The organism is Klebsiella sp. P1954 (assembly GCF_018199955.1).
GTDB lineage: Bacteria > Pseudomonadota > Gammaproteobacteria > Enterobacterales > Enterobacteriaceae > Klebsiella > Klebsiella pneumoniae.
Genome location: NZ_CP073373.1, coordinates 1,014,645 through 1,038,153 on the forward strand (window position 1 = coordinate 1,014,645; position 23,509 = coordinate 1,038,153).

Sequence of the window (23,509 nt, forward strand, 5' to 3'; positions counted from 1 at the left end):
ATACTATGTCTACTCCCGCTAACTTTAACGGTGCTCGTCCGGTGATTGATGTTAACGATACCGCAATGCTGTTGATTGACCATCAGAGCGGTCTGTTCCAGACCGTCGGCGATATGCCGATGCCAGAGCTGCGCGCTCGCGCCGCCGCGCTGGCCAAGATGGCGTCGCTTGCCGGGATCCCGGTGATCACGACCGCCTCCGTGCCGCAGGGGCCGAACGGTCCGCTGATCCCGGAGATTCATGAAAACGCGCCGCATGCGAAATACATCGCCCGTAAAGGTGAGATTAACGCCTGGGATAACCCGGAATTTGTCGCCGCGGTGAAAGCGACCGGCCGTAAAACGCTGATTATCGCCGGGACCATCACCAGCGTCTGCATGGCCTTCCCGGCTATCGCCGCTGTCGCCGACGGTTATAAAGTGTTTGCCGTGATTGACGCTTCCGGCACCTACAGCAAAATGGCGCAGGAGATCACCCTGGCTCGCGTGGTACAGGCCGGCGTAGTGCCAATGGATACCGCCGCCGTCGCCTCTGAGCTGCAGCGCACATGGAATCGCCCGGACGCCGCAGAATGGGCGGAGGTGTACACCAAAGTCTTCCCGGCCTACCAGCTGCTGATCGAAAGCTACAGCAAAGCGCAGGACGTCGTGAAGAATAACGAACAGCTGGATTCCCAGCGCTAAAACGCCCGCCCCGCTGAGCCGCAGCGGGGCATTGTTCATTGCGTGAGCGAACGGCAAAGAAAGAAGAAAATATGCTTGACCGTTTTAACGCAACTCCCTATAGTAGCGCCCCGTTGCCCACCCAAGGTGAGCAGCAAGACAATATGGTGAGGTGTCCGAGTGGCTGAAGGAGCACGCCTGGAAAGTGTGTATACGGCAACGTATCGGGGGTTCGAATCCCCCCCTCACCGCCATATTTTAAGAAGAGCTCGTACGCAAGTACGGGCTTTTTTTTTCGCATGTGGCACCCACCGGGGGGGATGAGAACCCCCGACCGGGGTTCGACAACTGGCAACGCCAGTTGGACAGACCGCGAGCCTGCGAGCGGGCTGCCCCGCAGGGGCGAGCGAAGCGAGTCAATCCCCCCTCACCGCCATATTCGAGATGAGAGCCTGTACGCAAGTACAGGCTTTTTTCTTTTATATTCTCCGCAGGGGGGATGAGAACCCCCGACCGGGGTTCGACGAGTGGCAACGCCATCCGGACAGAACGAAAAAGACAAACCTAATGATACTTTCTCACTTCGTGTTACAGGGGCTTGTTAAGCAAAAATAAAACCAGATTAGCCATATCCTCTGCATAGGTATCATAGTCATCTTGCGCGAGTGATGCATTGTTAATATGATATTTTCCTGAAACATAAAAAGAAGGCGTACCATGCACTTTCATTTTTTCGACCAGATTATCCTGTCTGGCAATTAAAGCTTTTACCATAAAGTTACTTTGCATTTCGGCATATTTCTCTGACGTAATGCCAAGTTGATTAAACACCATAACAATATCAGCTGCCGTTTTAATATCACGCTTAACCTGTAAACCTTCAAACAATAACTTTTCCACCTTGCCATCTACCCCAGCATATTGTGCTACGGCCCATGCTTCTGTTAATGCTGGTCCTAAAGGCCCCATCTGGCTGACATGGTATTTTTCCAGTTTCATATCGTCGGGCAGGCGCTTTCTGATAGCTGTATCAACATTGATGCGCTCTGCAAACGCATAACAAGGTCCGCAGTAGAAGGAAAAAAACTCAACCAGTGGCGGCGGTTGCTTAACAGTAGAATGAATAACAGTGAAGTTTTTCCCTGCCTGATAATCTTTACTATAAGCAGCGGATGACAACCCCACCATCAAAATAGTAATTAATAACTTGATAACTTTCCCATGTACGACCATTGTGCTTCCCTTACAAGTATCCATACAATTAAATGAGTAAAACGGCGTAAGACGAAAGAAATTATTAGAAAGGCGCTTATGTATAGCAAAGCAGATATTCTTGTATTACAGAGAAGAAATTCTATCACATACAGCGATGGATCCCTCAAAACAGAAATTTTATCCGCACTTCAGACTGTCGCAAGGATCAAAACAACAAAGCCCGGGCTAGCCCGGGCCTTGCTCACAGTATGACGATTAATAATAGGCTTTCAGCGTCCGCTGGCAGAGGGCCGAGCGCACGCAGTCATCGGTGGTGAAACGCACGATGCCGATCATCTCGTCTTCCTCAAAACGCGCCAGCGCATCGCTCAGGCCAGATCTCACGCCAGAGGGCAAGTCGCACTGGGTGATATCGCCATTGACGATGACCGTCACGTTCTCCCCGAGGCGGGTTAAAAACATCTTCATTTGCGCTGCGGTCACGTTCTGGGCCTCGTCCAGAATCACCACCGCATTTTCAAAGGTACGTCCGCGCATATAGGCGAACGGCGCGATTTCCACCTTGCCGATTTCCGGACGCAGGCAGTACTGCATAAAGGAAGCTCCCAGCCTTTTCACCAGCACATCGTAAACCGGTCGGAAATAGGGAGCGAACTTCTCGGCGATATCTCCCGGTAAGAAGCCGAGATCTTCGTCGGCCTGCAGAACGGGACGGGTAACAATAATTCTGTCCACATCCTTATGGATCAGGGCTTCAGCTGCCTTCGCCGCACTGATCCAGGTCTTGCCGCATCCAGCTTCGCCGGTAGCGAAAATCAGCTGCTTATTGTCGATGGCATTCAAATAATGCGCCTGAGCCTCATTGCGCGCCTCAATTGGGGAAGTATCACGGCTGTCCCGCGCCATGCCAATTGCTTCTACGCCACTCATTTGCACAAGCGATGTGACCGATTCTTCTTCACGCTGTTTATGGCTGCGTGAATCCCGTCTCAGCACACGTTTTGCTTCACGACGAGCTTTGATCACTGCTTTTTGTCTTCCCATGGATAGCACCTTGCGTTGTTGGTTTACATCACACGCGTCAACATCGACGCGACTATGCGCACGAACGATTGAGGTTTGGCTTCCTTGTAAGCCATTGCTTGCCGGTAGAACTGACAACGAGTCGCGGCTACGCGCACCGCGTACCCTGCCAAGGTTGTAATAATGCGAAGCGGAGAGAGAAAGAGTAAGAAAATCGCTGCCGGAAGCGAGGCTTCCGTGCTGAAGAGTACGGTCTGAGGTTTTACGTTGTCCGGTACGGGACCTTACCATTCGCGATCTCCATAGTGAAACGTCACACTGCCGGGAACTACCGCGTATGTAATAAGTACATCAAAAAAGATTCTTAATGCAACTTATTTTTCACAATGACGCAACAAATAGTTCTTAAGCAAGTGTAGGAGACTATCGGTCATTTGTATTACAGAAATATAACACATGGCAGGAAATATAAGAAAAATGAGAAAAACAGCAGAAAACGCCCTGCCCTTACGGGCAGGGTCGGTATCAGGCCTGCAGCAGCGACTCTCCCAGATAGTGTTTTTCATCCACTACGCCGGGTAAAACAAAGAAGTAGCCCCCGCCGATCGGTTTGACATACTCCTCCAGCGCCTCGCCGTTAAGCCGTTTCTGCACCGTCAGAAAACCCTTTTCCAGATCGTGCTGATAGCAAACGAATAACAGCCCCATATCCAGTTGTCCGGCGTTAGTAACCCCCAGCGAATAGCTGTAGCCGCGGCGCATCATCAGGCTGGACTGGGTTTCCGGCGTGCGGGGATTGGCCAGACGAATATGGCTATCCAGCGCAATGACTTCGCCGTTAGGATCTTTACTGTAATCCGGGGTATCGTGTTCGTTTTTCATCCCCAGCGGCGCACCGGTGTGCTTGTCGCGACCAAAGATCGTCTGCTGCTCCTTGAGCGGCGTCCGATCCCAGAACTCGACGTGAAACTGGATAATTCGCGCCGCCTGATAGCTGCCGCCCACGGTCCAGGTCGGCTCGTCCTGATCGGCTGTCACCCACACTACCTTATCCATCAACGCGCTGTCGTGGCTCGCCGGGTTAGCGGTGCCGTCCTTAAACCCCAACAGGTTGATAGGGGTCTCTTTGCCTTTGCTGCGCGCCGCGCTGTCGGAGATAAACCCTTCCCGCTTCCAGCGCACGCTGAGCAGATCCGGCGTATGTTTGATGACATCACGCAGGGCGTGGATCACCGTATCCTGAGTATTGGCGCAGATCTGCAGCAGCAGGTCGCCATGGCACAGCGCGGCATCCAGCGAATCGTTGGGGAAGCGGGTCATCGGCTGCAGCTTTTTCGGTGCTTTATCCGCCAGGCCAAAACGCTCATCAAATAGCGAATGGCCGACCGAGACGGTGATGGTCAGGTTATCTGGCGCAATCCACGGCCCCAGGATGCCGGAATCCATCGGCGGCAGCCGCGGATTCGGCGTGTCCGGCGCCGGGCCGCCCTGGGTTAAAAAGGCGATACGCTGGGTCAGCAGTCGAAACAGCCGCTCGAGGTCGGCTTTATCAGCCGCCAGCACATCGAAGGCCACCAGCATCATCGAAGCCTGCTGCGGCGTCAGAATGCCCGCCTGATGCCGGCCATAGAATGGCTGCTTTTCCTGGCGCGCGTCGGGTGTGAGCGTCCCCGGGGAACTTTCCGCTTTTGCCGCATGCGCTACCGGGCAGCCACCGGTGATGGCCAGCGCGCCGCCAAGCGCGCCGATCCCTTTCAGTAAGCGACGACGTGACGGCTCGTTCACGTCGTGGGGTTTCTGCTGTGCCATCGACTTAGTCCAGCCCCAGGATCCCGCGCAGCTGAGCCAGATCTTCCGCCAGGGTGGTGATCGGCCCTTTCAGCGCATTACGGTCGGCGGTGGTCAGCTTATCGTAGGTCTCGAAACCGTCTTTGGTGCGATATTTGCTGAGGATGCTGTCCACTTTCTTAAAGTTGGCGTCCACTTTCGCCAGCAGCGCGCTGTTCTCTTTTTGCAGCTGCGGGCGCAGCAGGTCGACAATTTTCTGCGCGCCGTCAATGTTGGCCTGGAAGTCCCACAGATCGGTATGGCTGTAGCGATCTTCTTCACCGCTGATCTTGCTGGCCGCGACTTCCTCAATTAATCCTGCCGCGCCGCCCACGACTTTTGACGGCGGGAACGCCAGCTCGCTGATACGCTTTTGCAGCTCCAGCACATCGCTGTTCAGCTGATCGGCATATTTTTCCATCCCTTTGACGCTGTTATCGCCAAACAGCGCTTTTTCCAGACGGTGGAAACCGGTAAATTTCGGATCTTCCGCTTTTTTCTCGAAGTCGTCTTCGCGGGCGTCGATGCTGCCGTCAAGGTCAGAGAACAGCTCGGCAATGGGCTCGATGCGCTCGTAATGCTGACGCGTCGGGGCGTACAGCGCTTTCGCTTTTTCGATATCGCCGGCTTTCACCGCGTCGGTAAAGGCTTTGGTGCCGCTAACCAGCTGCGCGGTTTCCGCCGTCACATAGGCTTTATAGGCGGTGATCGCGTCGCCGAGGCTCAGCACCGCATCCGCTTTCGCCGCGTCTTTGGTGGCGGCGCCGGTGACGATCAGTTTGCCTTTCGGGTTGGTGAGCAGGCCACAGGTCATGTCATATTCGCCCGGCTGCAGGTTCGCGGTGAGCTTCTGAGTAAAGCCCGGCGCGATGTTTTCGCGCTCTTCCACCACCATCACCCCTTTCAGAATCTCCCACTCCAGCGCTTTCTGGCTGTGGTTCTGAATAATAAACTGGGTTTTACCCGCGTTAACGGTCACCTGCATCGGCTCGCACTGCTTGTCGTTGACGGTGACTTTGACCTGCGGGATATCCGCAGCCTGAGCACCGAATGCAGAGCTGAGCAGCGCGGCCACGGTCACCCGCAGCGCATTACGGCGAAAATGAATCATCATGATCATCCCTTTCGGTAAGTAGAGTGTCGCTTATAAGCTCGCAGCGCCCGGTCAGGCAGCCCGCGAGGCAGTGGTATTATTCCGCGGCGGCAGGGCAAACAGCACCAGCGCCGGGATCAGATAAAGCAGATAGACAGCCACTTCGCTGACGCTCGGCGTCTCCTGATAACCGAAGATCCCTTCCAGCAGCGTGCCGAACAGCGTATGCGTCGACAGCAGGTTGCTCAGATCGAAGGCGGTATCCTGGAACAGGTTCCACAGGCCCGCCTCGTGGAAGGCGCGGATCGCTCCCGCGGCCAGGCCAGCGGCCACCAGCAGAATAAACAGGCTGGTCCATTTGAAGAACACGCCAAGGTTAAGGCGGATACCGCCCCAGTAGATCAGGAAGCCCAGCACGATAGCGGTAGCCAGACCCAGCAGCGCCCCCAGCGGCGGCCAGATGCCGACATCCTGCTGGAAGGCCGCCAACAGAAAGAAGACCGACTCCAGCCCCTCACGGGCGACCGCGAAAAAGACCATCATCACCAGCGCCCAGCCGTGGTGATTACCGCGCTGCAGCGCCTTGTCCACGGCCTGCTCCAGCTGCTGCTTGACGTTGCGTGAGACATTGCGCATCCAGAAGACCATCCACGTCAGGATCACCACCGCAATGACCGCGACGATCCCTTCGAACAGCTCCTGTTCACGCTGAGGAAATTCACCGGTGGTTTCGTTGATAAAAATGCCTAAGCCAAGACATAGCGCCGCCGCGAGGATCACGCCAATCCACATCACGCCAATCCAGTTGCCGCGCTGGGTGCGTTTCAGATAGCTGGCGATCAGGCTGACAATCAGCGCCGCCTCCAGGCCTTCGCGTAACATAATGAGAAATGGGACAAACATGCCAATACCCTTAAATGTAAAGCACCGTCAACGAATGCAAAAACAGGTAATATTTATGATAGTGATTATCATTACAATGCTCAGAAACACAAGCGAAATGTGCAGAGAATGATGATCAGTTGTAAATAAATCGCTGACAAATAATGACTTATGAAAATATTCGCCTGTTATGAAGGGAAAGAATAAGCAAAGGATTTTTTACGCCAGATATTTACCCGCCGTAGCGGCTATGGCTAAATGGCGGCCTTATTGACTTGCGAAAAGAACAACATGACTGCATTTTTTCATTTCCTGCTGGCGCTGGCGGTGATCCTCGCCCTGGCCTGGCTTGTCAGCTACGACAGACAAAAAATTCGTATTCGTTATATTCTCCAGTTGATTATTATCGAAATAGCGCTCGCTTTCTTTTTCCTGCACGCCGAAAGCGGCCTGTGGCTGGTAAAAAATATTTCCGGCTTTTTTGCTTCGCTGTTAGGCTTTGCCGCCGAAGGGACCAATTTCGTCTTTGGCGGCATGAGCGAAAAAGGCTTAGCCTTTATTTTCCTGGGCGTCCTGTGTCCGATTGTGTTTATTTCCGCGCTGATTGGTATTCTCCAGCACTGGCGGATCCTGCCGATTTTTATTCGCGTGATTGGCACCCTGCTGTCGAAAGTAAACGGCATGGGTAAGCTGGAATCTTTCAACGCCGTCAGCTCGCTGATCCTCGGCCAGTCGGAGAACTTCATTGCCTACAAGGGCGTACTGGGCGACCTCTCCTCACGGCGACTGTTCACTATGGCGGCGACGGCCATGTCGACCGTATCGCTGTCGATTGTCGGCGCCTATATGACCATGCTGGACGCCAAATATGTCGTCGCAGCGCTGATCCTCAATATGTTCAGCACCTTTATCGTGCTGTCGGTAATTAACCCGACGCGGCCGGGCAGCGAGCAGGAAATAAAACTCGAGAAGCTGCATGAATCGCAGAGTTTCTTTGAAATGCTCGGGGAATATATTCTGGCCGGCTTTAAAGTGGCGATGATTATTCTGGCGATGCTGATCGGTTTTATCGCCCTGATCAGCGCCATTAACGCGCTGTTCGCCACCCTGTTTGGTCTCAGCTTCCAGCAGATCCTCGGCTACGTCTTTTATCCGCTGGCGTGGCTTATCGGCATCCCGCTGAGCGATGCGCTAAACGCCGGCAGCATCATGGCCACCAAACTGGTCGCTAACGAATTTGTGGCGATGATTGAGCTGCAAAAGATTGCCGCCAGCATGACCCCTCGCGGGCTCGGCATTCTCTCGGTATTCCTGGTGTCGTTTGCCAACTTTGCCTCGATCGGCATTATCGCCGGGGCGATCAAAGGCCTGAATGAACCGCAGGGCAATATCGTCTCCCGCTTCGGCCTGCGGCTGGTGTATAGCGCCACGCTGGTAAGCCTGCTTTCCGCCAGCTTCGCCGGGCTCGTGCTGTAAAACAAACGGCGGGGCTGCCCCCGCCGTTTACTCAGAACTGCACGCAGACCGGCTGGTCGACACGCATCACCGACTCCTGCGCGAAGCGTGATTTATAGCCCTGGCGCAGAGCCTCAATACCCGCCTCGCTCTGCGCGTCATGCCCATGGATCACCATCAGCGCCTTGCTCTGCTCCCGCACCACCTGACCATTCTGGCCAAGCCACTGGCCGTGGGCATCAAACACCGTCAGCCCGTCGCGAAAGCGCGGCGTGACGTCACGGTCGACAAACTGTTGCCACTCTTCAGCGGTGATGTCTTTCCCCGCCGGGCGGCTCAGACCGAAGTAAAGCGTGGTTTGCACCATGGACTTATCCGCCGGGCAGACGCCGGGCTTCGGCGCGCTGGTCGATGAACTTCCACCCGCCACGCAGCCGCTGAGTAACCCTGCCAGCACCAGCGCCATTGCACCCTGTCTGAACGTCATCTTTGCTATCCTCATTGTTATTAGTCAGGAAATATCAGCGGATTTTCAGATAATTAGCAAGGGTTATAATATTCCGGCACGGCACCAGGCAATAAAAAGCCCGCCAGCGGCGGGCTCGTGAGCATTAGATGATCTTACTCAGCCGTGGCGCGTACCGGCGGCGGCGTATGGTAGTGGGCATCCGCTTCGGCAAAGCGCTGCTGCATGCTGGCCGACGGCGCTTTATCCAGCAGGCTAAAGACCACAATCCCGATGCTGCCGAAGACAAAGCCCGGAATGATTTCATACAGGCCCAGCCAGCCAAACTGCTTCCAGACGATCACGGTCAGGGCGCCAATCACCATCCCGGCCAGCGCGCCGTTACGGGTCATGCGCGACCACATTACCGAGAACAGGACCACCGGGCCAAAGGCGGCGCCGAAGCCAGCCCAGGCGTAGCTCACCAGACCCAGCACGCGGTTTTCCGGATTGGCCGCCAGGGCAATGGCCACCAGGGCAACCACCAGCACCATCATACGGCCCACCCACACCAGCTCTTTCTGACCGGCGTTTTTACGCAGGAAGGCTTTATACAGGTCTTCGGTAATTGCGCTCGAGCAGACCAGCAGCTGACAGCTCAGGGTGGACATCACCGCCGCCAGAATCGCCGACAGCAGGATCCCGGCAATCCACGGGTTAAACAGGATTTGCGCCAGTTCGATAAACACGCGCTCGGCGTTCTGGTTAACCGCGCCCGCCAGGCTCGGGTTGTTATTGAAGTAGGCGATGCCAAAGAAGCCGACGGCCACCGCCCCGCCGAGGCAGAGGATCATCCAGGTCATACTAATGCGACGTGCGTGAACGATGCTGTGGTGCGAATCCGCCGCCATAAAGCGCGCCAGAATATGCGGCTGACCGAAATAACCCAGCCCCCAGCCCATCAGCGAGATAATCGCCACGAAGTTCAGCCCTTTCAGCATGTCGATATTTTCGATGCTCTTCTGCTTAATCACTTCCAGCGAATCGCCAAAGCCGCCGACGGAAATAATCACGATCACCGGGGTGAGGATCAGCGCGAAAATCATCAGGCTGGCCTGCACGGTATCGGTCCAGCTAACCGCGAGGAAGCCGCCGACGAAGGTATAGATAATCGTCGCCGCCGCCCCGGCCCACAGTGCGGTTTCATAACTCATGCCGAAGGTGCTTTCAAACAGACGCGCCCCCGCGACAATTCCTGAAGCGCAATAGATGGTAAAGAACAGCAGAATAACCAGCGCCGAAATAATTCTCAGCACCCGGCTTTTATCTTCAAAACGGCCGGTAAAATAATCGGGCAGCGTCAGGGCGTTATTATTCACCTCGGTATGCACGCGCAGGCGACCGGCCACCAGCTTCCAGTTAATCCACGCCCCCAGCGTTAAGCCAATGGCGATCCAGCTTTCGGAAATCCCGGAGAGAAAAATCGCCCCTGGCAGGCCCATCAGCAGCCAGCCGCTCATATCCGACGCCCCTGCGGAAAGCGCGGTCACAAATGGCCCCAGACTCCTTCCCCCGAGAATATAATCATCGAAGTTTTTGGTCGAACGCCAGGCAATAAACCCTATCAATACCATACCAAAAATATAAACAATAAATGTCACCAGCATCGGTGTGCTAATAGCCATGCAAAGTCTCCAGAATTTTTATCGACAGCGTCCAACTTCGTCGTTTTTTTCCACTACCGGAACGGGGTAATGGCGCATTGTTTAATTGGGCGACCGTATCCTGACGGAAGCTTCGGTTTTTCACAAACGATTTAACACAGCATTTACACGAAAAACCGACGGCGCAAAACGTCAATTTGTTAGAGGTTGCACTCTCTCACGTTTTTAAAGGTTGCACCAAACAAAAGTGTTAACTCACGCATACAAATACCCTATGAGCCCGGGGTTAAATTTCTGCTATTTTAGGGGTTATTTTTAACAAATTAGCCATTTCACGGCTTCCGTCACAAGCCACAATTAACAAGGTTGCACAAAGTTGCAACATAGTGGATATTTCCATGCAACCGCATAAGCCTAACGATAAATGACAGGAGTTTTGAGCATGGGCACCACCACCATGGGTGTTAAGCTTGACGACGCAACCCGCGAGCGCATTAAATCCGCCGCGAGCCGTATTGACCGCACGCCGCACTGGCTGATTAAGCAGGCCATCTTTAATTATCTGGAAAAACTGGAGAACGACGAGACGCTGACTGAGCTGCCGGCCCTGCTCTCCGGGGCCGCCAACGAAAGCGATGACGCCAGCGAACCAACGGAAGAGCCCTATCAGCCGTTCCTCGAATTCGCCGAGCAGATCCTGCCGCAGTCGGTGAGCCGCGCGGCGATCACCGCCGCCTGGCGACGTCCGGAAACCGACGCGGTACCGATGCTGCTGGAGCAGGCCCGTCTGCCGCAGCCGCTGGGCGAACAGGCGCACAAGCTGTCGTATCAGCTGGCGGAAAAACTGCGCAACCAGAAAACCGCCAGCGGCCGCGCCGGCATGGTGCAGAGCCTGCTGCAGGAGTTCTCCCTCTCTTCACAGGAAGGGGTGGCGCTGATGTGCCTGGCGGAAGCCCTGCTGCGTATTCCGGATAAAGCCACCCGCGATGCGCTGATCCGCGACAAAATCAGCAACGGCAACTGGCAGTCGCACATCGGCCGCAGCCCGTCGCTGTTCGTCAACGCCGCCACCTGGGGGCTGCTGTTCACCGGAAAACTGGTGTCGACCCATAACGAGACCAGCCTCTCCCGCTCCCTGAACCGCATCATCGGCAAGAGCGGCGAACCGCTGATCCGCAAAGGCGTGGATATGGCGATGCGCCTGATGGGCGAGCAGTTCGTCACCGGGGAAACCATCGCCGAAGCGCTGGCCAACGCCCGCAAGCTGGAAGAAAAAGGGTTCCGCTACTCCTACGATATGCTCGGCGAAGCCGCCCTGACCGCCGCTGACGCCCAGGCCTATATGGTCTCTTATCAGCAGGCGATTCATGCCATCGGCAAAGCCTCCAACGGCCGCGGCATTTATGAAGGTCCGGGTATCTCCATTAAGCTCTCCGCGCTGCACCCGCGCTACAGCCGCGCGCAGTATGACCGGGTGATGGAAGAGCTTTACCCGCGGCTGAAATCGCTGACCCTGCTGGCGCGCCAGTATGACATCGGCATCAATATTGACGCCGAAGAGGCAGACCGTCTGGAGATCTCCCTCGACCTGCTGGAAAAACTGTGCTTCGAGCCGGAACTGGCCGGCTGGAACGGGATTGGCTTCGTGATTCAGGCCTACCAGAAGCGCTGTCCGTTTGTCATTGATTACCTGATTGACCTCGCCACCCGCAGCCGCCGTCGCCTGATGATCCGTCTGGTGAAAGGCGCCTACTGGGATAGCGAAATTAAACGCGCGCAGATGGAAGGTCTCGAAGGCTATCCGGTATACACCCGCAAGGTTTACACCGACGTCTCCTACCTCGCCTGCGCTAAGAAGCTGCTGGCGGTGCCGAACCTGATTTACCCGCAGTTCGCCACCCATAACGCCCATACTCTGGCGGCTATCTACCAGCTGGCGGGCCAGAACTACTACCCGGGCCAGTATGAGTTCCAGTGCCTGCACGGTATGGGCGAACCGCTGTACGAGCAGGTGGTGGGCAAGGTCGCCGACGGCAAACTGAATCGGCCGTGCCGGATCTACGCCCCGGTGGGCACCCACGAGACGCTGCTGGCGTATCTGGTGCGTCGTCTGCTGGAGAACGGCGCCAATACCTCTTTCGTCAACCGTATCGCGGACAATACCCTGCCGCTGGACGAGCTGGTAGCCGACCCGGTCAGCGCGGTAGAAAAACTGGCGCAGCAGGAAGGCCAGGCCGGCCTGCCGCATCCGAAAATCCCGCTGCCGCGCGATCTCTACGGCAGCGGCCGGAGCAACTCCGCCGGTCTCGATCTGGCGAACGAGCACCGTCTGGCCTCCCTCTCCTCTTCCCTGCTCAACAGCGCGCTGCATAAATGGCAGGCATTGCCGATGCTGGAGCAGCCGGTGGCCGAAGGCGAGATGCAGCCGGTGGTTAACCCGGCAGAGCCGAAAGATATCGTCGGCTACGTCCGCGAAGCCAGCGACGCTGAAGTGCAGCAGGCGCTGACCAGCGCTATCAACAATGCGCCGATCTGGTTCGCCACTCCGCCGCAGGAGCGCGCCGCCATTCTTGAGCGCGCCGCGGTGCTGATGGAAAGCCAGATGCCGACCCTGATGGGGATCCTGGTGCGCGAGGCGGGTAAAACCTTCAGCAACGCCATCGCTGAAGTGCGCGAAGCCGTTGACTTCCTGCACTATTACGCCGGCCAGGTGCGCGACGATTTCGATAATGAAACTCACCGCCCGCTGGGTCCGGTGGTCTGTATCAGCCCGTGGAACTTCCCGCTGGCGATCTTCACCGGCCAGATTGCCGCCGCGCTGGCGGCCGGCAACAGCGTGCTGGCGAAACCTGCCGAGCAGACGCCGCTTATCGCCGCCCAGGGCGTGGCGATTCTGCTGGAAGCCGGCGTGCCGCCGGGCGTTATTCAACTGCTGCCGGGTCGCGGGGAGACCGTGGGCGCCGCGCTAACCTCCGATGAGCGCGTACGCGGCGTGATGTTCACCGGCTCCACCGAAGTGGCCACCCTGCTGCAGCGCAATATCGCCAGCCGCCTCGATCCCCAGGGCCGCCCGACGCCGCTGATCGCCGAAACCGGCGGGATGAACGCGATGATCGTCGATTCGTCGGCGCTCACCGAGCAGGTAGTGATCGACGTGCTGGCTTCCGCGTTCGACAGCGCCGGCCAGCGCTGCTCCGCCCTGCGCGTGCTTTGCCTGCAGGAAGAGGTCGCCGATCACACCTTAACCATGCTGCGCGGCGCCATGAGCGAGTGCCGGATGGGCAATCCGGGGCGCCTGACCACCGATATCGGTCCGGTTATCGATGCGGAAGCGAAAGAGAATATCGAACGCCATATTCAGGCGATGCGCGCCAAAGGCCGCACCGTCTACCAGGCGGTGCGTGAGAATAGCGAAGACGCCCGCGAATGGCGTCACGGGACCTTCGTGCCGCCGACGCTTATCGAACTCGACAGCTTCGACGAGCTGAAAAAAGAGGTCTTCGGCCCGGTACTGCACGTGGTGCGCTACAACCGTAACGAGCTGGACAAACTGGTCGAGCAGATTAACGCCTCTGGCTACGGCCTGACCCTCGGCGTGCATACCCGTATCGACGAAACCATCGCCCAGGTCACCGGCAGCGCCAAGGTGGGCAACCTGTACGTCAACCGCAATATGGTTGGCGCGGTGGTCGGCGTGCAGCCGTTCGGCGGCGAAGGGCTGTCCGGTACCGGTCCGAAAGCCGGCGGTCCGCTGTATCTGTACCGTCTGCTCTCCAGCCGTCCACAGGACGCGGTTGGCGTAACCTTCGCCCGCCAGGATGCGGAGCGTCCGCTGGACGCCCAGCTGAAAACGCTGCTGGAAAAACCGCTGCAGGCGCTGCAGCAGTGGGCCGCGGGCCGTCCTGAGCTGCAGGCGCTGTGCCAGCAGTACAGCGAGCAGGCGCAAAGCGGCACTCAACGCCTGCTGCCGGGGCCAACCGGCGAGCGCAACACCCTGACGCTGATGCCGCGCGAGCGCGTGCTGTGCGTAGCGGATAACGAACAGGATGCGCTGATCCAGCTGGCGGCTGTGCTGGCGGTGGGTTGTGAAGTACTGTGGCCGGACAGCGCCCTGCAGCGCGATCTGGCGAAGAAACTGCCGCGGGAGGTCAGCGAGCGCATTCGCTTTGCCAAAGCGGAGCAGTTGCCTGCCCAGGCCTTCGACGCGGTTATCTACCACGGCGATTCCGACCAGCTGCGCGAGCTGTGCGAGCAGGTGGCGGCGCGCGACGGGGCGATTGTCTCCGTGCAGGGTTTCGCCCGCGGCGAAACCAATCTGCTGCTGGAGCGGCTGTATATCGAGCGTTCGCTGAGCGTTAACACCGCGGCGGCAGGCGGTAACGCCAGCCTGATGACCATCGGCTAAAACGGGCTCCCCGGTGGCGCTGCGCTTACCGGGGCTACCTTCCACCGCCAAAGGGTAGCCCGGATAAGGTGCGGTGCGCCGCCATCCGGGCAATCAGTCTGCGCTGCGATCAGCTAATGACAGCCGACGTCAGCTGTGTTTAATTAAGGCTCCCGGACGGGAGCCTTTTTTATGGGAGCAGAACAATGAAACGCACGTTATTTGCCGTGCTGGCCCTGCTGGCCAGCGGCGCGGCGCTGGCGGACGAGTGCAGCAGCGCCAACACCCAAACCGAAATGAATCAGTGCGCGGCCGCGCAGTATCAGGCGGCCGATAAAAAACTGAACGACACCTGGCAGCAGGCCCTGCAGCGGGCGGTGGGTAAACAACAGACATTACTGAAGCAGGCGCAGCAGGCATGGATCGCCTTACGCGACGCCGACTGCGCCTTTCTCGCGTCCGGCGCCGAAGGCGGCAGCATGCAGCCAATGCTGGTCAGCCAGTGCATGACCGATAAGAGCGTGGAGCGGGAGTCTTTCCTCGCCTCGCTGCTACAGTGCGAGGATGGCGATCAAAGCTGCCCGCTGCCGCCCGCCAATTAACGGACGCGAATGCCTTCGATAATCATCCGCTGGACATTATCGACCGTTTGTTCAAAAAAGGCCGCATCCTGCAGCGTGGCGCCGGTGACCGCCTCCACCTGGGTGGCGAAGTCGGCGTAATGCTGGGTGGTAGCCCAGATCATAAAGATTAAATGCTGTGGATCGACCGGCGCCAGCTTGCCGCGGTCGATCCAGCCGGAGACTATCGCCGATTTTTCGTCGACCAGCGCTTTCAGATCCCCGGTCAGTTCGCCCATCAGCAGCGGCGCCCCCTGCAGCATCTCGAGGCAGAAGAGCTTCGAGGCCTGGGGGTGATCGCGGGACACCTCCAGCTTCAGGCGAATATATTCGCGGATCGCCACCAGCGGGCTGATATCCTCACGAAAGGCCTTCAGTGGCGCCAGCCAGATGGCGAGGATCTGCTGCAGGACAGCCACATACAGCGCCTCTTTCGAAGGGTAGTAATAGAGCAGATTGGTTTTCGATACCCCGGCGCGCTCAGCCACCTGCTCCAGCCGCGTACCGTGAATACCAAATTGCGAAAATGCCTCCAGCGCGGCGGCCAGGATGGCCTCCTTTTTGGCGCTGACCGCTTGTGAACGTTTGCCGCTTTTCTTCACCGCGCCCTGTGCCATACATCCTCTCCTTCAGTTGACGCCACCAGCATAGCAAAAGCCCTGCGCCGACACGACCCCATGCACCCTGATTGCGCATGACTGCCGTTTTTTCGTGCACTGATTTTGACCATCCAGTCCACTTTTTTATCGTCCTTTTTAGCAACTCAAAAGTAACACATTAATAACATTAGCATTTATAAAACTGGCATCGCCTTTGCTTTACCTTTTCTGCGAGGTGGTCCAGGGAGAGGCAGGATGCCGCACCATCGCAACCCATCTTCCATGACTGCAGAGAGGTAGGTATGAAAATTGGTGTTTTCGTTCCCATTGGCAACAACGGCTGGCTGATCTCCACCCATGCCCCGCAGTATATGCCGACCTTTGAACTGAATAAGGCCATCGTGCAGAAGGCCGAGCACTACCATTTCGACTTCGCGCTCTCCATGATCAAACTGCGCGGCTTCGGTGGGAAAACTGAATTCTGGGATCACAACCTGGAGTCCTTCACCCTGATGGCCGGCCTGGCCGCGGTGACCTCGAAGATCCAGATCTACGCCACCGCCGCCACCCTGACGCTGCCGCCGGCGATTGTCGCCCGGATGGCCTCCACTATCGACTCCATCTCCGGCGGCCGGTTTGGCGTCAATCTGGTGACCGGCTGGCAAAAACCGGAATATGACCAGATGGGCATGTGGCCGGGAGATGACTATTTCGCCAGCCGCTATGACTATCTCACCGAATACGTCCAGGTGCTCCGTGACCTGTGGGGCACCGGGCGCAGCGATTTCAAAGGTGACTACTTCACCATGAACGACTGCCGGGTCAGCCCGCGCCCGTCGCAGCCGATGAAGGTGATCTGCGCCGGGCAGAGCGATGCCGGGATGGCCTTCTCCGCCCAGCATGCGGACTACAACTTTTGCTTTGGCAAAGGGGTCAACACGCCAACGGCCTTTGCCCCGACCGCCGCACGCATGATGCAGGCGGCGGAAAAAACCGGCCGCGACGTGGGGTCCTATGTGCTGTTCATGGTGATCGCCGACGAAACCGACGAGGCGGCGCGCGCCAAATGGGAACATTACAAAGCGGGCGCCGATGAAGAAGCGCTGGCGTGGCTCACCGAGCAGAGTCAGAAAGATACCCGCTCCGGCAGCGATACCAACGTGCGTCAGATGGCCGACCCCACCTCGGCGGTCAACATTAACATGGGCACCCTGGTCGGATCGTATGCCAGCGTCGCCCGTATGCTTGATGAAGTAGCGAGCGTGCCCGGCACCGACGGCGTGCTGCTGACCTTTGATGATTTTCTTGCCGGCATTGACGCCTTTGGCGAACGCATTCAGCCGCTGATGCGCTGCCGGAACCACATTGCTTCTGTTACCCGTGAGGTGGCCTGATGATTACCCTTCCCGCTCGCCCGGAATCCCTGACCTTCGCGCCGCAGCAGAGCGCGCTGATTGTGGTCGATATGCAGAACGCCTACGCCAGCCAGGGCGGTTATCTGGATCTCGCCGGCTTTGACGTCTCCGCTACCCGGCCGGTTATCGACAATATTAATACCGCCGTCGCCGCCGCTCGCGCCGCGGGTATGTTGATTATCTGGTTCCAGAATGGCTGGGATGACCAGTATGTTGAAGCCGGCGGCCCGGGCTCGCCGAACTATCACAAATCCAACGCGCTGAAAACGATGCGTCAGCGTCCGGAGCTGCAGGGCAAGCTGCTGGCGAAAGGCGGCTGGGATTATCAGCTGGTGGACGAGCTGACGCCGCAGGAAGGCGATATCGTGTTGCCGAAACCGCGCTACAGCGGCTTCTTTAACACCCCGCTCGACAGCATTTTGCGCAGCCGCGGCATACGCCACCTGGTGTTCACCGGGATCGCCACCAACGTCTGCGTCGAATCGACGCTGCGCGATGGCTTCTTTCTCGAATACTTCGGCATCGTGCTGGAGGATGCCACCCATCAGGCCGGCCCGGCCTTCGCCCAGCAGGCGGCGCTGTTCAATATTGAAACCTTTTTCGGCTGGGTCAGCGACGTCGAGAGCTTCTGCCACGCGCTCTCCCCCGCCACCCCGCTGGCTTTAGCCAAGGAGAAACGTTATGCCTAAACAGGTGATTATTCCGCCAGGCACCACCGCGCCGATTGCCCCCTTTGTTCCGGGGACGCTCGCCGACGGGGTGGTCTACGTCTCGGGCACCCTGCCGTTTGATAAGCAAAACAATGTGGTGCACATCGGCGACCCAAAGGCGCAAACCCGCCACGTGCTGGAGACCATCAGGAGCGTTATCGAAACGGCGGGCGGGAGTATGGCGGATGTGACTTTCAACGGCATCTTTATCACCGACTGGACAAATTACGCCGCGATTAACGAGGTCTACGCCGAGTTCTTCCCCGGCGATAAACCGGCGCGCTTCTGCATTCAGTGCGGACTGGTGAAGCCCGATGCGCTAGTGGAAATCGCCAGCGTCGCCCATATCGGGACCCCGACATGATGAGGCTCAATATTGCTCCGGCACCATGGTCCGGCGCGCCGGTGGTGGTCCTCAGCGCCGGTCTGGGCGGGGGCGGCGGCTACTGGCTGGCGCAGCGCGCGGCGCTGGAGGAACAGTATCAGCTGGTGAGTTATGACCATAACGGGACCGGGGAGAACGCCGGTCCGCTGCCCGCCGGCTACAGCCTGGCGACGATGGCCGGGGAGCTGTTCAGCGCTCTGCAGGCGGCGGGGATCGCCCGCTTCGCGCTGGTGGGCCACGCCCTGGGGGCGCTGATTGGCCTGCAGCTGGCGCTCGATCGCCCCGAGGCGGTGAGCGCCCTGGCGCTGGTCAACGGCTGGCTGTCGCTGTCGCCGCATACCCGCCGCTGCTTCCAGGTGCGCGAGCGTCTGCTGCATGCCGGCGGCGCGCAGGCGTGGGTCGAAGCGCAGCCGCTATTTCTCTACCCGGCGGAATGGATGGCCGCGCGCCTGCCGCGCCTCGAAGCGGAAGATGCGCTTGCCATCAGCCATTTTCAGGGCAAAGAGAATCTGCTGAAGCGGCTACAGGCCCTGAAGCAGGCTGATTTTTCACGCCGTGCGGCGGCCATCGCCTGCCCGACGCTGATTATCAGCGCCGCTGACGACCTGCTGGTCCCCGCCTCCTGCTCCCGCGTGCTGCAGACGGCGATCCCCGGCAGCCAGCTCGTGGAAATGCCGTGGGGCGGCCATGCCTGTAACGTCACCGACGCCGATACCTTTAATACCATTTTACGCGACGGGCTGTCCGCTATGCTGCCGGTCGCCAGGGAGACCCGATGAACGACGCGATAAACCACACGGCCTGCGAGACGCTGTTTACCCAGGCCCGGACCCACAACGGCTGGCTGGATAAGCCGGTGAGCGATGCGCAGCTGCAGGCCGTCTGGGACCTGATGAAAATGGGGCCGACTTCCGCCAACTGTTCGCCAGCGCGCATCGTGTTCGTGCGCAGCGCGGAAGGCAAAGAGAAACTTCGCCCGACGCTCTCCAGCGGCAATCTGCAGAAAACCATGCAGGCGCCGGTGACCGCCATCGTGGCGTGGGATAGCGCCTTCTACGACCGGCTGCCGACCCTGTTTCCCCACGGTGACGCCCGCAGCTGGTTTACCTCCAGCCCGCAGCTGGCGGAAGAGACCGCGTTTCGCAACAGCTCCCTGCAGGCGGCGTATCTGATTTTTGCCTGCCGGGCGCTGGACCTCGACACCGGGCCAATGTCCGGTTTTGACCGGGAAAAAGTCGACGCGGCATTTTTTGCCGACAACGGCTGGAAAAGCAACCTGCTGGTGAACATCGGCTATGGCGACCCCGGCAAGCTGTACGGCCGCCTGCCGCGTCTGTCCTTTGATGAAGCCTGCCTGCTGGCATAAGGAGTTTACGATGGAGTTAACGGACAAAGCGAGTTTCCGTGACGCCATGGCCCACGTCGGCGCCGCGGTTAACATTATTACCACCGATGGCCCGGCGGGCCGGGCGGGGTTCACCGCCAGCGCGGTCTGCAGCGTTACCGACACGCCGCCGACCCTGCTGGTCTGCCTGAACCGCTCGGCTTCGGTGTGGCCGGTGTTCAGCGAACACCACACGCTGTGCGTCAATACCCTGGCGGCCGGACAGGAGGCCCTGTCGACGCTGTTTGGCGGTAAAACGGCAATGGACGAGCGTTTTGCCGCCGCCGACTGGCAGACCGGCGCCACCGGCTGTCCGCGGCTGGAGGCGGCTCTGGTCAGCTTTGACTGCCGCATCGACCAGCGCGTCAGCGTCGGGACGCACGACATTCTGTTTTGTCACGTCGTGGCCATTACCCGTCACCCGGAGCCCCGGGGACTGATGTGGTTTGACCGCGGCTATCACACGCTTATGCGACCCGCTTGTTAACCTTTAACCCGGGATATCATCATGGCACTCTTCGATTTTCCTCGCTGGAAGCTGACCTCTCCTGCCGCCGAATCCGGCGTTGTCGCCCCCGATGAACGCTTGTCGGCCGGGCAAACGCTGGTGATGGGCGTGCAGCACGCCGTTGCGATGTTCGGCGCGACGGTGCTGATGCCGTTGTTGATGGGGCTCGACCCGAACCTGTCTATTCTGATGTCGGGCGTCGGCACCCTGCTGTTCTTTGTCGTCACCGGCGGACGGGTGCCGAGCTATCTCGGCTCCAGCGCCGCTTTTGTCGGGGTGGTGATCGCCATTACCGGCTTTAACGGCCAGGGGCTGAACCCTCATCTGAGCGTCGCCCTTGGCGGGATCATCGCCTGCGGGCTGGTCTACACCCTGATTGGTCTGGTGGTGATGAAGATCGGCACCCGCTGGATCGAGCGCCTGATGCCGCCGGTGGTGACCGGTGCGGTGGTGATGGCTATCGGCCTGAACCTGGCGCCGATTGCCGTGCGCAGCGTCTCCGCCAGCGCCTTCGACAGCTGGATGGCGGTGTTAACTGTGCTCTGCATCGGCATAGTGGCGGTATTTACCCGCGGGATGCTGCAGCGACTGCTGATCCTGGTCGGCCTGATCGTCGCCTGCGCGCTGTACGCCCTGCTGGCTAACGGCCTGGGCCTTGGCAAACCGCTGGACTTCTCCCCCCTCGCCCAGGCGGCGTGGTTCGGGCTGCCGCACTTTACCACCCCATCCTTTAACGGCCAGGCGATGATGTTGATTGCGCCGGTCGCGGTGATCCTGGTGGCCGAGAACCTCGGGCACCTGAAGGCCGTCGCCGGGATGACCGGGCGCAATATGGACCCGTACATGGGGCGCGCCTTCGTCGGCGACGGGCTGGCGACCATGCTCTCCGGTTCGGTGGGCGGCAGCGGGGTCACCACCTATGCGGAGAACATCGGCGTCATGGCGGTGACCAAGGTCTACTCAACGCTGGTGTTTGTCGCCGCGGCGCTGATTGCCATGCTGTTGGGTTTCTCGCCGAAGTTCGGCGCATTAATCCACACCATTCCCGGGCCGGTGATCGGCGGCGCCTCGATCGTGGTCTTTGGCTTAATTGCCGTCGCCGGGGCGCGGATCTGGGTGCAAAACCGGGTGGATCTGAGTCAAAACAGCAATTTGATCATGGTGTCGGTGACCCTGGTGCTGGGCGCCGGCGATTTCGCGCTGTCGCTGGGCGGCTTTACGCTGGGCGGGATTGGCACGGCCACCTTCGGGGCGATCCTGCTGCACGCGCTGCTTCATCGCGGGACGCGCGAGGCGAAGGAGGCCAGGGTAACGCCGGTGTAAGCCACGTTAGCGCGGCGTTGGCGCAGGGAGCGGTGTGGGCCTGGGTGGTGTGATCCTGTAGGCCGGATAAGGCATTTATGCCGCCATCCGGCACCACCACGGGCACGGAACCTGACCGCCCGGCGGCGCTGCGCTTGCGCGGGCCTGGAGACTGCCACGGCCTTCCGGGAAGGTCTCAGCGATTTTGAGGCCGTCAGCACCGGCAGTTTCAGCAACAATGGTGAATAAATTAACGGCAGGTCGTACGAACGCAGGCCGGGTAAGGCGCAGCCGCCACCCGGCATAAAAGCGACGCCGTGCCTGATGCCATCGCCCGGCGGCGCTGCGCTGGCACGGGCCTGGAGACAATCAGAGCCGGACGAATACCAGCCAGGATAAGCGTCGCTGTCGGGTCAGAAGGAAAATATTATGGCTCGCGGCGATCGGCCAGGTCCGTGAGCGGCTGCGCATCGTCATTCGTTGCAATCTGCGGCGGCGACTTGCGCTTCCACTTCAGCTCGCTCACCAGCACCCCCGCGAGGATCAAAACGCAGCCGAGCAGGGCCAGCAGCGGCAGACGCTCACCGGCCAGCCGGCCAAAAATACCGGCCCATACCGGTTCACCGGTATAAATAAGGGTGGCCCGCGTCGGCGAGACGCTGCGCTGCGCCCAGTTCATGGTCACCTGAATGATCGCGCTGAAAATCCCCAGCCCCAGCGCGACGCCGAGCAGGGCCGGCGTCAACGACGGCACCGATTCACCCGCCGGCTTCATGGCGGCGAAAGCCACCAGCGACGCGGTCGCCAGCTGCACCACCGTCACCCGGCGGACATCGACTTTTCCGGCCCAGGCGCTGATAAGGATAATCTCCGCCGCGATCGCCACCGCGCTTGCCAGAGTGATCATCTCCCCCACGCCAAGCGCCAGCAGATTATTTTCCGGCCCGGCCAGCAGAATTAAACCAATAAAGGCCAGCACAATCCCCACGCAGGACATCACCCCCGGCATACGTCCCAGGCACAGCCACTGCAGCAGCGGCACCAGCGGCACATACATCGCGGTGATAAAGGCAGATTTACTGCTGGAGATGGTCTGTAGTCCCCAGGTCTGCAGGCCATACCCCAGCGCAATCGCCACGCCAATCGCTACCCCGGCCTTCACCTCCAGCCACGTCAGACCGAGCAGAGTGCGCAGCGAAAGCAGGCCCACCGCCAGCGCGGCGGTCGCGAAACGCAAACCGACAAAAAACAGCGGCCCGCTGAGGCTCACCGCGTACTGTACGGCAAGGAACGTCCCTCCCCAGAACATGGTGATCATGATAAGGAGCGCTTCCTGGCGGCTAACGGAGAATTTTAACGAAGACATAAGACAGCCATGACGATTAACGGGCGACCAGTGTGCAATCCGCCCGGCGGGAGCGCAACCACCGACAGATAAAAAAAACCGCCGGCAGATGCCGGCGGCGAGGGCGATGCGGTTGGGTCGGGGAGATTAACACCGCATCAAAGAGAACAGTGCGAGTCGCGCGTTAACTTTCACGACTACCATGACTGTTTTTACCCCCTTTTTTGCCAGCCTCTGAGGCGCGCTGAGGGTCATTTTTAAAATTCCCCCCGCTATGCTGGCCACCTTTACGTCCTGCTTCTGATGCTCTTTCACGGTCTTCAGCAAAGTTGCCGGAACCGCCACGATGGTTTGCCATTACTGACCTCCATTAGGTTAGACATCATAGTGCATTACGCGGGAGCGGCGACGCCGCTGTCCTGCCGCGTATCTATAAGGTTAGTGAATGACTACGGCTGACGGCGGCGAATGTAATATCCAGAAACAAAGCCGGGCGAAAAAAGCTTCCTCGCGCCGCCAACAGCTCCTAACCGACTCTGCTGGCGAAGAAAAAATAGTCAGCAAAAATGTATCCTGATGCTACATCCTCGC

General features: G+C 58.9%; 22 protein-coding genes and 1 tRNA gene. 13 read left to right on the top strand and 10 right to left on the bottom strand.

Annotation, left to right across the window (positions count from 1 at the left end):
* The first annotated feature begins 5 nt into the window (after window positions 1-5).
* Window positions 6-683 (top strand): isochorismatase family protein, encoded by a 678-nt coding sequence (locus KB890_RS05120; RefSeq protein WP_002898927.1) that lies wholly within the window; start codon window positions 6-8, stop codon window positions 681-683.
* 145 nt (window positions 684-828) lie between these two features.
* A tRNA-Ser gene (locus tag KB890_RS05125) sits at window positions 829-916 on the top strand.
* A 334-nt stretch (window positions 917-1,250) separates the two neighbouring features.
* Here the strand turns inward: KB890_RS05125 and KB890_RS05130 are convergent.
* From KB890_RS05130 to efeU, 5 genes are all read right to left on the bottom strand, one after another.
* Window positions 1,251-1,895, bottom strand: a complete 645-nt coding sequence (locus KB890_RS05130) for a DsbA family protein (protein ID WP_004179305.1) — start codon at window positions 1,893-1,895, stop codon at window positions 1,251-1,253.
* 237 nt (window positions 1,896-2,132) lie between these two features.
* Window positions 2,133-2,921, bottom strand: coding sequence for a phosphate starvation-inducible protein PhoH (gene phoH, locus KB890_RS05135; RefSeq protein ID WP_002898923.1), 789 nt, complete (start codon window positions 2,919-2,921; stop codon window positions 2,133-2,135).
* Between the two features lie 504 nt (window positions 2,922-3,425).
* Window positions 3,426-4,709 carry an iron uptake transporter deferrochelatase/peroxidase subunit gene (gene efeB, locus KB890_RS05140; RefSeq protein WP_004179304.1) on the bottom strand — a complete coding sequence of 428 codons (1,284 nt, stop codon included), beginning with the start codon at window positions 4,707-4,709 and terminating at the stop codon, window positions 3,426-3,428.
* Between the two features lie 4 nt (window positions 4,710-4,713).
* Window positions 4,714-5,841 carry an iron uptake system protein EfeO gene (efeO, locus tag KB890_RS05145; RefSeq protein ID WP_004157740.1) on the bottom strand — a complete coding sequence of 376 codons (1,128 nt, stop codon included), beginning with the start codon at window positions 5,839-5,841 and terminating at the stop codon, window positions 4,714-4,716.
* A gap of 51 nt (window positions 5,842-5,892) precedes the next feature.
* Window positions 5,893-6,723, bottom strand: coding sequence for an iron uptake transporter permease EfeU (gene efeU / locus KB890_RS05150; protein WP_004179299.1), 831 nt, complete (start codon window positions 6,721-6,723; stop codon window positions 5,893-5,895).
* Window positions 6,724-6,993: 270 nt separating this feature from the next.
* On the opposite strand from efeU, the gene KB890_RS05155 reads away from it, so the two are divergent.
* On the top strand, window positions 6,994-8,178 hold the full coding sequence (locus KB890_RS05155) for a NupC/NupG family nucleoside CNT transporter (RefSeq protein WP_002898911.1): 1,185 nt from the start codon (window positions 6,994-6,996) through the stop codon (window positions 8,176-8,178).
* Window positions 8,179-8,209: 31 nt separating this feature from the next.
* On the opposite strand, the gene KB890_RS05160 is transcribed toward KB890_RS05155, so the two are convergent.
* Both KB890_RS05160 and putP read right to left on the bottom strand, forming a co-directional pair.
* On the bottom strand, window positions 8,210-8,644 hold the full coding sequence (locus tag KB890_RS05160; RefSeq protein ID WP_004150827.1) for a DUF3574 domain-containing protein: 435 nt from the start codon (window positions 8,642-8,644) through the stop codon (window positions 8,210-8,212).
* Between the two features lie 134 nt (window positions 8,645-8,778).
* Window positions 8,779-10,287 (bottom strand): sodium/proline symporter PutP, encoded by a 1,509-nt coding sequence (putP, locus tag KB890_RS05165; RefSeq protein ID WP_004147889.1) that lies wholly within the window; start codon window positions 10,285-10,287, stop codon window positions 8,779-8,781.
* 421 nt (window positions 10,288-10,708) lie between these two features.
* On the opposite strand from putP, the gene putA reads away from it, so the two are divergent.
* Both putA and KB890_RS05175 read left to right on the top strand, forming a co-directional pair.
* Complete coding sequence (gene putA, locus KB890_RS05170; protein ID WP_020323713.1) at window positions 10,709-14,671, top strand: trifunctional transcriptional regulator/proline dehydrogenase/L-glutamate gamma-semialdehyde dehydrogenase; 3,963 nt, start codon at window positions 10,709-10,711, stop codon at window positions 14,669-14,671.
* Between the two features lie 185 nt (window positions 14,672-14,856).
* Window positions 14,857-15,252 (top strand): lysozyme inhibitor LprI family protein, encoded by a 396-nt coding sequence (locus KB890_RS05175; RefSeq protein WP_020323716.1) that lies wholly within the window; start codon window positions 14,857-14,859, stop codon window positions 15,250-15,252.
* Here KB890_RS05175 and rutR read toward each other — a convergent pair.
* Window positions 15,249-15,887 carry an HTH-type transcriptional regulator RutR gene (gene rutR, locus KB890_RS05180; protein WP_002898883.1) on the bottom strand — a complete coding sequence of 213 codons (639 nt, stop codon included), beginning with the start codon at window positions 15,885-15,887 and terminating at the stop codon, window positions 15,249-15,251. The genes KB890_RS05175 and rutR overlap by 4 nt on opposite strands.
* A gap of 284 nt (window positions 15,888-16,171) precedes the next feature.
* Here rutR and rutA point away from each other — a divergent pair, with 284 nt between their 5' ends.
* The 7 genes from rutA to rutG are packed head-to-tail and all read left to right on the top strand — an operon-like array spanning window position 16,172 to window position 21,594.
* Window positions 16,172-17,263, top strand: coding sequence for a pyrimidine utilization protein A (rutA, locus tag KB890_RS05185; RefSeq protein WP_004179293.1), 1,092 nt, complete (start codon window positions 16,172-16,174; stop codon window positions 17,261-17,263).
* Window positions 17,263-17,973: a pyrimidine utilization protein B gene (gene rutB, locus KB890_RS05190; protein ID WP_004224061.1), complete on the top strand. Its 711-nt coding sequence runs from the start codon at window positions 17,263-17,265 to the stop codon at window positions 17,971-17,973. The genes rutA and rutB overlap by 1 nt, the downstream gene beginning before the upstream one ends.
* Entirely contained in the window at window positions 17,966-18,358 is a 393-nt protein-coding gene (gene rutC, locus KB890_RS05195) for a pyrimidine utilization protein C (protein ID WP_020323714.1), read from the top strand. Before rutB ends, rutC begins: the two co-directional genes overlap by 8 nt.
* Window positions 18,355-19,158, top strand: coding sequence for a pyrimidine utilization protein D (rutD, locus tag KB890_RS05200; protein WP_020323712.1), 804 nt, complete (start codon window positions 18,355-18,357; stop codon window positions 19,156-19,158). Before rutC ends, rutD begins: the two co-directional genes overlap by 4 nt.
* Complete coding sequence (locus KB890_RS05205) at window positions 19,155-19,745, top strand: malonic semialdehyde reductase (protein ID WP_004179287.1); 591 nt, start codon at window positions 19,155-19,157, stop codon at window positions 19,743-19,745. The genes rutD and KB890_RS05205 overlap by 4 nt, the downstream gene beginning before the upstream one ends.
* Before the next feature lie 10 nt (window positions 19,746-19,755).
* Window positions 19,756-20,250: an NADH-dependent FMN reductase RutF gene (gene rutF, locus KB890_RS05210; protein WP_004176611.1), complete on the top strand. Its 495-nt coding sequence runs from the start codon at window positions 19,756-19,758 to the stop codon at window positions 20,248-20,250.
* A gap of 21 nt (window positions 20,251-20,271) precedes the next feature.
* Window positions 20,272-21,594 (top strand): pyrimidine utilization transport protein G, encoded by a 1,323-nt coding sequence (rutG, locus tag KB890_RS05215; protein ID WP_004211313.1) that lies wholly within the window; start codon window positions 20,272-20,274, stop codon window positions 21,592-21,594.
* A gap of 406 nt (window positions 21,595-22,000) precedes the next feature.
* Here the strand turns inward: rutG and KB890_RS05220 are convergent, their stop codons facing one another.
* Window positions 22,001-22,939, bottom strand: coding sequence for a DMT family transporter (locus tag KB890_RS05220; protein WP_020323709.1), 939 nt, complete (start codon window positions 22,937-22,939; stop codon window positions 22,001-22,003).
* Between the two features lie 163 nt (window positions 22,940-23,102).
* Entirely contained in the window at window positions 23,103-23,276 is a 174-nt protein-coding gene (locus tag KB890_RS05225) for a con-10 family general stress protein (protein WP_002898708.1), read from the bottom strand.
* An 87-nt stretch (window positions 23,277-23,363) separates the two neighbouring features.
* On the opposite strand from KB890_RS05225, the gene KB890_RS05230 reads away from it, so the two are divergent.
* Complete coding sequence (locus KB890_RS05230; RefSeq protein ID WP_020323707.1) at window positions 23,364-23,495, top strand: hypothetical protein; 132 nt, start codon at window positions 23,364-23,366, stop codon at window positions 23,493-23,495.
* The last annotated feature ends 14 nt before the right edge of the window (window positions 23,496-23,509 follow it).